Source organism: Leisingera sp. ABM4_060 (assembly GCF_056158765.1).
The window spans coordinates 2855008-2867443 of sequence record NZ_JBSWTX010000001.1 but is presented as its reverse complement, the minus strand read 5'-3'; the positions used below and the strand labels follow the sequence as shown (position 1 = coordinate 2867443).

The 12436-nt window shown below is 62.9% G+C and carries 8 protein-coding genes and 1 pseudogene; 8 read left to right on the top strand and 1 reads right to left on the bottom strand.

The genetic code is table 11. The features are described from left to right. Positions 1–7: 7 nt before the first annotated feature. The 6 genes and pseudogenes from ACXAEH_RS13680 to ACXAEH_RS13655 form a co-directional block, all read left to right on the top strand. Positions 8–2458, top strand: a complete 2451-nt coding sequence (locus tag ACXAEH_RS13680; protein WP_475033523.1) for a GcvT family protein — start codon at positions 8–10, stop codon at positions 2456–2458. 294 nt (positions 2459–2752) lie between these two features. Then, complete coding sequence (gene dnaN / locus ACXAEH_RS13675; RefSeq protein WP_475035576.1) at positions 2753–3871, top strand: DNA polymerase III subunit beta; 1119 nt, start codon at positions 2753–2755, stop codon at positions 3869–3871. Positions 3872–3968: 97 nt separating this feature from the next. Next, positions 3969–5066 carry a DNA replication/repair protein RecF gene (recF, locus tag ACXAEH_RS13670; RefSeq protein ID WP_475033522.1) on the top strand — a complete coding sequence of 366 codons (1098 nt, stop codon included), beginning with the start codon at positions 3969–3971 and terminating at the stop codon, positions 5064–5066. After that, complete coding sequence (locus ACXAEH_RS13665; protein WP_475033520.1) at positions 5063–5683, top strand: LysE family translocator; 621 nt, start codon at positions 5063–5065, stop codon at positions 5681–5683. The genes recF and ACXAEH_RS13665 overlap by 4 nt, the downstream gene beginning before the upstream one ends. Before the next feature lie 129 nt (positions 5684–5812). Beyond that, entirely contained in the window at positions 5813–8230 is a 2418-nt protein-coding gene (gene gyrB / locus ACXAEH_RS13660; protein ID WP_475033518.1) for a DNA topoisomerase (ATP-hydrolyzing) subunit B, read from the top strand. Between the two features lie 549 nt (positions 8231–8779). After that, a pseudogene (locus tag ACXAEH_RS13655) lies at positions 8780–8923 on the top strand (transposase); the annotation flags it as partial. Between the two features lie 179 nt (positions 8924–9102). Here the strand turns inward: ACXAEH_RS13655 and ACXAEH_RS13650 are convergent. Next, positions 9103–9987 carry a LysR family transcriptional regulator gene (locus tag ACXAEH_RS13650; RefSeq protein WP_475033517.1) on the bottom strand — a complete coding sequence of 295 codons (885 nt, stop codon included), beginning with the start codon at positions 9985–9987 and terminating at the stop codon, positions 9103–9105. A 110-nt stretch (positions 9988–10097) separates the two neighbouring features. Between ACXAEH_RS13650 and ACXAEH_RS13645 the strand changes: the two genes are divergently transcribed. Beyond that, entirely contained in the window at positions 10098–11294 is a 1197-nt protein-coding gene (locus ACXAEH_RS13645) for a TauD/TfdA family dioxygenase (RefSeq protein WP_475033515.1), read from the top strand. Next, entirely contained in the window at positions 11291–12403 is a 1113-nt protein-coding gene (gene leuB / locus ACXAEH_RS13640; protein ID WP_475033513.1) for a 3-isopropylmalate dehydrogenase, read from the top strand. The genes ACXAEH_RS13645 and leuB overlap by 4 nt, the downstream gene beginning before the upstream one ends. Positions 12404–12436 lie beyond the last annotated feature (33 nt).

The following is a 12436-nucleotide window of genomic DNA, read 5'->3' as shown; positions in this document are numbered from 1 at the left end:
CGATGACATGAGCGATCTTCCCAACAAGGCCCGCGTGGTCATTATCGGCGGCGGCGTGATTGGCTGCTCGGTGGCTTACCATCTGGCGAAACTGGGCTGGAAGGATGTGGTGCTGCTGGAGCGCAAGCAGCTGACCTCCGGCACCACCTGGCACGCCGCGGGCCTGATCGCCCAGCTGCGCGCCACCGCCAACATGACCAAGCTGGCGAAATACTCGCAAGAGCTTTACGGCTCGCTGGAAGAGGAAACCGGCGTCGCCACCGGCTTCAAGCGCTGCGGCTCGATCACCGTGGCTCTGACAGACGAGCGCAAGGAAGAGATCTTCCGCCAGGCCGCCATGGCGCGCGCATTCGGCGTCGAGGTTGAGGAAATCTCGCCGGAAGAAGTCAAAGCCCGCTACGAGCACCTGAACATCGGCGATGTGACCGGCGGCGTCTGGCTGCCGAAAGACGGCCAAGGCGACCCGGCCAACATCGCGCTGGCCCTGGCCAAAGGCGCCCGCCAGCGCGGCGCGCTGGTCAAGGAGCGCATCAAGGTCACCGGTATCTCCAAGGAAGGCCGCCGCGTCACTGGCGTCGACTGGGCCAGCGATGACGGCCAGTCCCAAGGTCACATCGAAGCCGACATGGTGGTGAACTGCGCCGGGATGTGGGGTCACGAGGTCGGCCGCATGGCGGGCGTCAACGTGCCGCTGCACGCTTGCGAGCACTTTTACATCGTCACCGAAGGCATCGAAGGCCTGACTCAGATGCCGGTGCTGCGCGTGCCGGACGAATGCGCCTACTACAAGGAAGACGCGGGCAAGATCCTGCTTGGTGCCTTTGAGCCCAACGCCAAGCCCTGGGCGATGAACGGCATCCCCGACAGCTTCGAATTCGACCAGCTGCCCGAGGACTTCGACCACTTCGAACCGATCCTGGAGGCCGCCTGCAACCGGATGCCGATGCTGGCCGAGGCCGGTATCCATACCTTCTTCAACGGCCCGGAATCCTTCACCCCGGACGACGCCTACCACCTGGGCCTGGCGCCCGAGATGGACAACTTCTGGGTCGCCGCGGGTTTCAACTCGATCGGCATCCAGTCCGCGGGCGGCGCAGGCATGGCGCTGGCGCAGTGGATGGACGAAGGCGAAAAGCCGTTCGATCTGGGCGATGTGGACATCAGCCGGATGCACCCGTTCCAGGGCAACAAGCATTACCTGTTCGAGCGCTCCAAAGAGACCCTGGGCCTTCTGTACGCCGACCACTTCCCCTACCGCCAAAAGGCCACCGCCCGCGGCGTGCGCCGGACCCCGTTCCACCACCACCTGCTGGAGCAGGGCGCGGTGATGGGTGAAATCGGCGGCTGGGAACGCGCCAACTGGTTTGCCAACGAAGGCCAGGAGCGTGAGTACCAGTACAGCTGGAAGCGCCAGAACTGGTTCGAAAATTCGGCAGCTGAACACAAGGCTGTACGCGAAAACGCCGGCATGTACGACATGTCCTCCTTCGGCAAGATCCGTGTCGAAGGCCCGGATGCCGAAACCTTCCTGAACTATATCTGCGGCGCCAACCTCAGCGTCCCGGCGGGCAAGATCGTCTACACCCAGTTCCTGAATTCCCGCGGCGGCATCGAGGCCGATGTGACCGTCACCCGCCTGTCTGAGACCGCCTATCTGGTGGTGACCCCGGCGGTAACCCGTCTGGCTGACCAGACCTGGATGATGCGCCATGTTGGCGACCACCGCGTGGTGATCACCGATGTGACCGCAGGCGAGGGCGTGCTGGCGGTGATGGGCCCGAACGCGCGCAAGCTGCTGCAGAAAGTGTCGCCCAACGATTTCTCCAACGAGGTGAATCCCTTCGGCACCGCGCAGGAGATCGAGCTGGGCATGGGCCTCGCCCGTGTGCACCGCGTAACTTATGTCGGCGAACTGGGCTGGGAAATCTATGTCGGCGCCGACATGGCCGGCCACGCGTTCGAAACCCTGTGGGACGCCGGCCAGGACATGGGGCTCAAGCTCTGCGGCATGCACATGATGGACAGCTGCCGGATCGAGAAGGGCTTCCGCCACTTCGGCCACGACATCACCTGCGAGGACAATGTGATCGACGCTGGCCTGGGCTTTGCGGTCAAGACCGACAAGGCGGATTTCATCGGCAAGGCGGCGGTGCTGGAGCGCAAGGAGACCGGTCCCAAGAACCGCATGCTGCAGTTCAAGCTGACCGATGCCGAGCCGCTGTTGTTCCACAACGAGCCGATCATCCGCGACGGCAAATACGTGGGCTACCTCAGCTCCGGCAACTACGGGCACACCCTGGGGGCTGCCATTGGCATGGGGTACGTGCCCTGCGAGGGCGAAAGTGCTGCGGATGTGCTGGGCTCCACCTATGAGATTGACGTCATGGGCACCAAAGTGAAGGCCGAGGCCTCGCTGAAGCCGATGTACGATCCGAAATCGGAGCGGGTGAAGGCCTAAGCACCTCTCCAGTGCATTCACTTGCCCCGTACCACGCCCCGGCCCAAGCGCCGGGGCGTTTTTCGTGCCTGTCCCCGCGGGGACAGGCCTAGGTTTTGCAGCCCTGTCCCCGCCGGGACAGTTCCGGGTTCTGCTGCAACGTTTGCCCCGGTTTCGCGCCCCAGCCGCGCAGCCCCCCTTGACCCCGCCGGAAATCCCCTTGAGAAATCCATAAAAAGCCTTGTGCGGCAGGGGTAAACAGGTAGGTTGCTTGTCCCGGCACCAGACACGGGCATGACGAAGAGGATTTGGGACATGAAGATCAGCATCGAACGCGGCACGCTTCTCAAGGCTGTAGCTCAGGCGCAGTCGGTGGTCGAGCGCCGCAACACCATTCCGATCCTGGCAAATGTGCTGATCGAAGCCGAGGGCGACAGTGTCCAATTCCGCGCCACCGACCTGGATATCGAGGTGGTCGACAAGGCCCCCGCCCAGGTCGAGCGGGGTGGCGCCACCACCGTTGCCGCCACCACCCTGCACGAGATTGTCCGCAAGCTGCCCGACGGCGCCCTGGTTACCCTGACCGCCGACGCCGCAACCGGCCGTCTGGCGGTGGAGGCCGGCCGGTCGAACTTCTCGCTGGCGACCCTGCCGCGCGAGGATTTTCCGGTGATGGCGTCCTCGGAGTATCATTCGAACTTTGCCGCCAAAGCCGCGGTGCTGCGCCGCCTGTTCGACAAGTCGAAATTTGCAATCTCCACCGAGGAGACCCGGTATTACCTGAACGGTGTCTATCTGCATGTGTCATCTGGTGATGGCGGCAAGGTTCTGCGCGCTGTCGCCACCGACGGCCACCGCCTGGCCCGCATCGACGCCGAGCTGCCGCTGGGCGCTGAGGACATGCCGGGCGTGATTGTGCCGCGCAAGACCGTGGGCGAGCTGCGCAAGCTCTTGGACGATGACGATATGGACATCGCGGTGTCGGTTTCGGAAACCAAGGTGCGCTTTGCCACCCCGAATATCACCCTGACCTCCAAGGTGATCGACGGAACCTTCCCCGACTACACCCGGGTGATCCCGGCCGGCAACACCCGCCGCCTGGAAGTGGACGCCGCCGAGTTTGCCCAGGCTGTCGACCGGGTGGCCACCGTGTCCTCCGAACGCTCCCGCGCAGTGAAGCTGCAGCTGGAGGAAGACCGGCTGATCCTGTCGGTGAACGCGCCGGACAGCGGTGCCGCCGAGGAAGAGCTGGCGGTTGCCTACAACGACGAGCGGCTGGAAATCGGTTTTAACGCCAAATACTTGCTGGAAATCGCCAATCAGGTGGACCGCGAAAACGCTGTCTTTATGTTCAACTCTTCCGGCGATCCGACCCTGATGCGCGAAGGCAGTGACGAAAGCGCCGTTTACGTCGTGATGCCGATGCGGGTTTGAAGCGCCTGACGGCGCTGCCTCCCCTCTCGGCGGCTAAGCCGCCTGCCGGGCAGCGGGACGGGGATATTTTAGGCCAGAAGAACTAGGGAGCTCCCGCGTGCTGGCTCTGACGTCACTTGTTTTGTCCCATTTCCGCTCGCATTTGCGGGCGGAATTGCATTTGGACGGGCGGCCGGTGGCCATTCACGGCAACAACGGCGCGGGCAAGACCAATATCCTGGAAGCGGTCTCGCTGTTCTCGCCGGGCCGCGGGTTGCGCCGCGCCAGTGCCGCCGACATGGCGCGCCAGCCGGAGGCGCTGGGGTGGAAGCTGAAGGGCGAGCTGCGGGCGCCTTCGCAGGCCTATGAGGTGGAAACCTGGTCCGAGGGCGGCAATGCCCGGCAGGTGAAGATCGACAACAAATCCGCCAGCCAGCTGGCGCTGGGGCAGGTGGCCCGAGTGGTCTGGCTGATCCCGGCGATGGACCGGCTGTGGATCGAAGCGGCCGAGGGTCGGCGGCGGTTCCTGGACCGGATTGCGCTCAGTTTCGAACCCGCTCATGCTGAGGCCTCGCTGGCCTATGAAAAAGCAATGCGGGAGCGCAACCGGCTGCTGAAGGAGCAGATCCGCGACGCTGCCTGGTACCGGGTGCTGGAAGACCGCATGGCGGCTGCCGGGCACCGCGTGCATGCGGCACGGGTGCAGGCGGTGGATTTTCTGCAGCTGGCGCAGGCAGAGGCAGAAACCGCGTTTCCTGCTGCGGAATTGGAGCTGTTGCAGTCCGAAGGCAGCATGCCGTCTACTGAGGCGGATTTCAAAGAAGCCTTGGAGGAAAGCCGGTTCCGGGACCTGGCCGCGGGCCGCACCCTGGTGGGGCCGCACAGGACCGATCTGATCGGCACCTACCGGGCCAAGGGGGTTCCGGCCAGGGATTGTTCCACCGGGGAGCAGAAGGCGCTGCTGGTGTCTTTGATCCTGGCCAATGCGCGGGCGCTGGCGCAGCGCGAAGGGGCGCCGCCGATCCTGCTGCTGGACGAGGTTGCGGCGCATCTGGATGCAGCGCGGCGGGCGGCGCTGTATGATGAAATTTGCGCGCTTGGCACCCAAGCCTGGATGACAGGTACCGGGCCGGAGCTGTTTGACGGGCTGGAAGGCCGGGCGCAGGTGCTGGAGGTGTCCGACAGTGGCGGCACGTCAGAGGTGATCCCGCAATGACGGTTACGTCCTGGGACCTGCTGCTTTATGCGGGCGCCTTGCTGATCCTGTTCCTGACCCCTGGCCCGGTGTGGCTGGCGCTGATGGCGCGCTCGGTTTCGGGCGGGTTTCAGGCGGCCTGGCCGCTGGCGTTGGGGGTCGCCTGCGGCGATATCCTGTGGCCGCTGATTGCCGTGGCGGGCATGTCCTGGGTGGTGTCCGAATTCACCGGCATCATGACCGCGCTGCGCTGGGTGGCCTGTTTGATGTTTCTTGGCATGGGGTATCTGCTGATCCGCCATGCGGGCGAGGCGGTGCAGGAGAACCGGGCGCTGACAAGGCCCGGCATCTGGGCCGGCTTCATGGCGGGGATTGCGGCGATCCTGGGCAATCCCAAGGCGATCCTGTTTTACATGGGAGTGCTGCCCGGTTTCTTTGACCTATCCGGCACGTCCTGGCCGGATGTGGCGGCGATCGTGACCCTGTCCTTCGTGATCCCGCTGGCCGGCAACCTGGCTTTGGCAGGTATGGTGCACCGGGTGCGCAAGGCCATCACCTCGCCCCGGATCTTGCGCCGGATCAACCTGGTGTCGGGCGGTTTGCTGATCGCCGTTGGGCTGATTATACCCTTCACCTGAGGCTGGCCGCTGCCGGTGCGGCTGGCAGGCCGTGAACGGCCTGATTCCGCCAAGAAAAAAGGGGTGTTGCGGGTGACATTCCCCCCGGGGTTTCGTATAAAATCCTGAAGCAAAGACAGGAAGATGCGAATGTCCGGAAACGAGCAGGCTCCCGCAGAATATGGCGCGGATTCCATCAAGGTTCTTAAAGGCTTGGAGGCGGTTCGCAAGCGCCCCGGCATGTATATCGGGGACACGGATGACGGCTCGGGCCTGCACCACATGGTCTATGAGGTTGTGGACAATGGCATCGACGAGGCGCTGGCAGGCCACGCCGACCATGTGACGGTGAAAATTCACGCCGATTCCAGCGTCTCAGTCAGTGACAACGGGCGCGGAATTCCGGTGGATATCCACGCTGAGGAAGGTGTCTCTGCGGCAGAGGTCATCATGACCCAGCTGCACGCGGGCGGTAAGTTCGACTCGAACTCCTACAAGGTTTCCGGCGGCCTGCACGGCGTGGGTGTTTCGGTGGTGAACGCGCTGTCCGATTGGCTGGAGCTGCGGATCTGGCGCAACGGCAAGGAACACGTGGCCCGGTTTGAACGCGGCGATACCGTCAAACATCTGGAAGTGGTCGGCGAGTGCGGCGACCAGACCGGCACCGAAGTCCGCTTCATGGCGTCGACGGACACATTCTCGAACCTGGAGTATTCATTCGAGACGCTGGAAAAGCGCTTGCGCGAGCTGGCCTTCCTCAACTCCGGTGTGCGGATCATTCTGGAAGACGAGCGTCCGGCAGAGAAACTCTCGGCTGAGCTGTTCTACGAGGGTGGCGTCAAGGAATTTGTCAAGTACCTGGACCGGCACAAGACTCCGGTGATGGAGGCTCCGGTCTACATCGTGGGGGAAAAGGACGATATCGGCGTCGAGATCGCCATGTGGTGGAACGACAGCTACCACGAGACGGTGCTGCCCTTCACCAACAACATCCCGCAGCGTGACGGCGGTACCCATGTGGCGGGCTTCCGCGGTGCGCTGACACGGACCATCAACAACTATGCTCAGACTTCGGGCATCGCCAAGAAAGAGAAGGTCTCCTTCACTGGTGACGACGCCCGCGAAGGCCTGACCTGTGTTCTGTCGGTCAAGGTGCCGGACCCGAAATTCTCCAGCCAGACCAAGGACAAGCTGGTGTCCTCCGAGGTGCGCCCGGTGGTTGAAAGCCTGATGGGCGAAAAGCTGGCCGAGTGGTTCGAGGAAAACCCGAACGAGGCCAAGCAGATCGTTGGCAAGATCGTTGAGGCCGCGCTGGCGCGCGAGGCCGCCCGCAAGGCACGCGAACTGACCCGCCGCAAGACCGCGATGGACGTGAACTATCTGGCGGGCAAGCTGAAAGACTGTTCTGAGAAGGATCCGTCGAAGACCGAAGTCTTCCTGGTCGAGGGGGACTCGGCCGGCGGTTCGGCCCAGACAGGCCGGGACCGGATGACCCAGGCGATCCTGCCCCTGCGCGGCAAGATTCTGAACGTGGAACGCGCGCGCTTTGACCGGATGCTGTCGAGCCAGGAGATCGGCAACCTGGTGATGGCGCTGGGTACCGGCATCGGCCGGGATGAATTCAACATCGAAAAACTGCGCTACCACAAGATTGTCATCATGACCGACGCCGATGTTGATGGCGCCCACATCCGCACCCTGCTGCTTACCTTCTTCTACCGGCAGATGCCGGAGCTGATCGAGGGCGGCTATCTCTATATTGCGCAGCCGCCGCTTTACAAGGTGGCGCGTGGCAAGTCCGAGGTCTACCTCAAGGACCAGGCAGCGCTGGATGATTACCTGATCAACCAGGGCGTCGACGGCGCGGTGCTGAAGCTGGGCAACGGGTCTGAGATGGCCGGCGCCGACCTCACCCGCGTGGTGGATGAGGCGCGGCAGCTGAAACGCGTGCTGGATGCCTTCCCGACCCACTATCCTCGCCACATTCTGGAGCAGGCCGCTGTGGCCGGCGCCTTTGTGCCAGGCGCGGTGGATTCCGATCTGCAGGGCGTGGCCGACAAGGTGGCCGCGCGGCTGGACGCCATTGCGCTGGAATACGAACGCGGCTGGCAGGGCCGGATCACCCAGGATCACGGCATCCGCCTGGCCCGCATCCTGCGCGGCGTCGAAGAAGTGCGCACCCTGGACGGCCCGATGCTGCGTTCCGGCGAAGCCCGCAAGACCGGCAGTTTCACCCAAAGCCTGCAAGAGGTCTACGGCTCCACCGCCCAGCTGGTCCGCCGCGACCGCAGCCAGATCATCCACGGCCCGCTTGGCCTGCTGGCCGCAATTCTGGAGGAAGGCGAAAAGGGCCTGACCTTGCAGCGTTACAAGGGTCTGGGCGAAATGAACCCGGACCAGCTATGGGAAACCACCCTGGACCCGGACGCCCGCACGCTATTGCAGGTGCGCGTCGACGATATGGTCGAGGCGGATGATCTGTTCACCAAGCTGATGGGCGACGTGGTGGAACCGCGCCGGGAATTCATCCAGAAAAATGCGCTGAGCGTGGAAAACCTGGACTTCTGATTTGTTGTGGGACCGCCCAAAAGCGTGTTTTAGACCCATACTTTTGCGCAAATTGCCCATAGTTTTGGTTCTAGCACACGGTAAAGGTGAGCTGAGGACTAGAGGCCGCGCAGTTCTCTCGCTTGAGTTGACCTTAGGGTTTCTTGCTCTTGGCGCTTCTTCATGATTGCCGCTCCGGCTAGCTGTACTCGCCGAGAGCACGGTGAGTTGTGGAGTAGGTCACAGGCGCATTGAAGGCTCAAGAGTGCCCTGTGCGGCCGAGATCAACTCTGCCTCCGCACACCTGGTTGTTTGTTTTCCTCTAAGAGCCCCTGGCAGGCGCCCGTTGCCAGGCAGCCTCTGGCATGTGCAGCAGAGGATCATTGGCGCAATACGAGCGTTTGGGCCCCGGCTACCAAATGGCTGCTGAGCGGGACAAGCTTCGCAGGGTTTTGCAGTGATTTCACTAGCTAGAACCACACACCAAAGCGGGTGTAACCTCATTTAGTCGCTACCTCAAAGTTGTGTCTCTCCCGCATGTCCGGCGGCAGCGCCAATAGGACGGTTTAGGCAGAGGAGAAAATCAGGATCGTCCTGGACGGTCTGAACCGCGAGGACAGCATTGCAGAGCTGAGTTGCCGCGAGGGTATTGCGCAGAGCTTGTATTACAGTTGGTCCAAGGAATCCCTCGAGGCTGCCCTCGCTGCGCTGGCAGAGGTGATCCGGTATGAGCAGGTGCTTGCCCCTCAAGGCAGTAGGACGCTGCTGCCCATGGGCACCGGAAACTATCGTTCCGATGGACCTGGCGCCAGCGATACACTGGTAATCAATTTCGGCCGCTCAAGTAGGACGGATTGACTTGCAAAGATGGTTCGCACCGTTCCGGCACGGAATCATGTCTCTGCTCCGGTGCAGAGTATCAGTTCCTTCGCCTGTTCTTTGACCCAGCTGGCAAATACTCCGGCTTTTGGCCTGGCGTCTGAATTCACTTGCAGAAAGTAGCCCCGGTTGGAGCGGATCGAATGGGTTCCCACATGCACAAGCCGCCCCTGGCCGAAGAATATGCCGATAAAGGGCAGAAAGCCGATCGCAATGCCCCGCCTGTATGCGGCCGCTTCCAAAACCATGTGGGGCTCTTCCAGGACTTCGCCGCGTTCTGCAAAGCCGGCCGGCGCACCGATCGCCGACAGCCAATCACGCCAGGTTGACCGGTCGCGGTAGTGGATGGGCGCCAGCGCTTCCTCCCAGAAGTTGCTGCCGGTCTGCAGGCCAGGTGCGGCAACTGGAACGGCATTGGTATCAAACAGCAATTCCGCGCCGGATGCAGGGCTGTCCAGCCCGGCCCAGATGATCGAGACATCCGCCAGACCGGCATCCGGTGGTCCGATCGTATGGATCAGATCCACCCGCAGGCCGGGATGCTGCGCTTCGAAGGCGCCAATTCTGGGAAGCAGCCATTGCGACGACAGATAGGGTCCGACCGAGACCCGCAGCACCTCCTGGGTTGTCAGTTTTCCGGTGATCCCAGTGAGTTCCTTCCAGATCAACGCCGTGGCGCGCGCCAGTTCGGCGCCATCCTGCGTCAGCCTGACTTCACGCACGCGGCGTTCGAACAACCGTTTGCCAATGGCATTTTCAAGCGCCGTGATGCGGTGGCTGACTGCAGAAGGCGTCACGTTCAAGGCTTGGGCCGCACGGGAAAAGCTCAGGCTTTCGGCGGCATGGTGAAAATAAACCAGGGCACCCAGGTAAGAGGGGTCTTTGGGATCGGGCAGCATCTGCAGTCCATGTGTGAGCCTGGCTCAACCATCCTGTGTTGAATTGGAATTTGTCAAACAAATTCGAAAGCGGCTTTATTGCGGGCAGGAAACCCGCGAGGAACAGACCAATGCCATCGGCACGCCACTGCATCCGCTCCGCCGCCGCCACCAAAAGCGGCCTATTGACCGTAACCTGGGAGGACGGCCACGAAAGCCGGTTTCATCCCATCTGGCTGCGTCATCAATGCTGGTGTGCGGACTGCGGCACCCCGGAGACCGGCGTGCGCGGCATCCGCTTGCATCACATCGGCGAAGAAATCTCTATCGAAAGCGCAGAGCTGCAAGGCGAAGGTGTTCTGGTCACCTGGCCGGACGGCCACCGCTCCGAATATGCCGCGCGCTGGCTGCGCAATCACTGTTACTCGGATGCTGAGCGTGCGCGCAGGCGGGTGCAGCCTGTCCTGTGGGGCAGCTCAATCAGCGCGGATCTTCCGGTTGGATCGCTGACCGGGGCAGAGGCGGATCCGGCAGCCCGGTTGAAAATCCTGGAAACGGTGCGGGATTACGGGTTCTGCAAGATCGTGGATGCGCCCACCGACAGAGCGGAAAGCCAGCGGATGATCAATCTGGTTGGGGCGCAGCGGCAGACGCACTACGGCACCTATACGCTGAAAAAGAAATCAACCGTAACCAATGTGGGTGACACCACCGGCCCGCTGGACCCGCATGTGGATGAACCCTACCGCTATGCGGCGATCGGGATCACCGTGTTTCAGGTTCTGCGGCCCAGCTCGAACGGAGGCGCCTCGACGCTGGTGGACGGGTTCGAAGCCGCCCGGCGGCTGAAGGAGCAATGGCCGGAGGACTTTGAGCTGCTGTGCAACACGCCAGTCACCTGCCAGCGTTTTGACCCGGGCGATAACAGCCATGGCAACATGCGCTGGTACAAATCCCGCCTGCCTGTGATCCGGCTGGATGACCAGGGCGAGGTCAGCGGTGTGCGGATGAATGAACGGCAAATTTCTCCGCTGGATGTGCCGGCAGATCAGGTGATGCCAGTCTACCGCGCCTTGAAACGGCTGTTTGAGCTTCTCTATAGCGCGGACCTGCGCCTGACCTTGGATCTGAAGGCGGGCGAGGGGCTGCTGTTCGACAACCAGCGGCTGCTGCACGGGCGGACCGGCTTCACGCCCGAAACCCCGCCGCGTGCGGTGCTGACATCTTCGGTGGACCTGGACGATTTCCATTCCAGCATGCGCCTGCTTCAGCGGGATCTGGACCCTGACGCCATGCATCTGGTGCTGCAGCAGGGCATGGCAGGATGAGCGGCCCGTTCAAGGTGCTGGCTCTGGGCGGTGACCATATTGGCCCAGAAGTTGTAGCGAGCGGGCTGGAAGTGCTGCGTCAGGCCGCGGATCAATTCGGTGTGGCGGTTGAGGTTGAGGAAGACCTCCTAGGCGGCGCATCCTGGGATGTTCATGGCACCTTCTGCACGGATGCGGTTGTGGCCAAGGCGCGGGCAGCGGATGCCATCCTGGTCGGTGCGGTTGGCGGGCCGGAGTGGGATGGCATCAGGATTGACGGGCCCATAACCGAAACGGACGGGCTGACCCGCCTGCGGATCGAGCTGGATGTGTACAACGCTCTGCGCCCCGCGCGTGCCTGGTCCGCGCTCCTTCCGCAGACATCCTACCGGCAGGAGGTTGTGGTAGGCGCTGACCTGATGGTCGTGCGGGAAAACTCGGGCGGCATCTACTATGGCGAACCCCGGGGGCGCGAGGTGCTGAGTGACGGCCAGATCCGGGCTTTTGAAATCAGCGAATACCGCACGGCCGAGATTGAACGCATCGCACGTTGCGCCTTTGAGGCGGCCCGCGGGCGGCGGGGGCATGTCACCTCACTGGACAAGTCCAACGTGATGGAAAGCGGCAAGCTCTGGCGTGAAACAGTGGAACGGATAGGGCGCGACGAGTACCCGGATGTAACCCTGCAGCACCTGCTGATGGACTATGCGCTGTTTGCCGTTGCCCGCGCGCCGCGGAACTTTGACGTGCTCTTGGCCGACAACCTGTTCGGGGATCTCATCTCGGATCTGATCGCAGTGGTCTCAGGGTCTCTGGGCATGCTGCCGTCAGCGACCCTGCCTGCCGCCGCGCGGGCAGGGCACCCGGTGAAAGGCGGGCTTTACGAGCCGACCCATGGCAGCGCGCCGGATATCTCCGGACAAGGGATCGCCAATCCAATCGGCGCAATCCTGTCTGTGGCGATGATGTTTGAGCATGGCTTTGGCCAGCCTGCGGCCGCGCGTGTCATCGAACAGGCCGTGGATGAGGCTTTGAATGCTGGGCTGCTGCCGCCGGATCTGGGCGGGGCGGCTGATACGGCTGCCGTCACCCAAGCGGTGCTGCGCCGGTTGCGGCAGGGCACATCATGATTGGATCACTGCCGGAGCAGGTCAGGCGGCGCT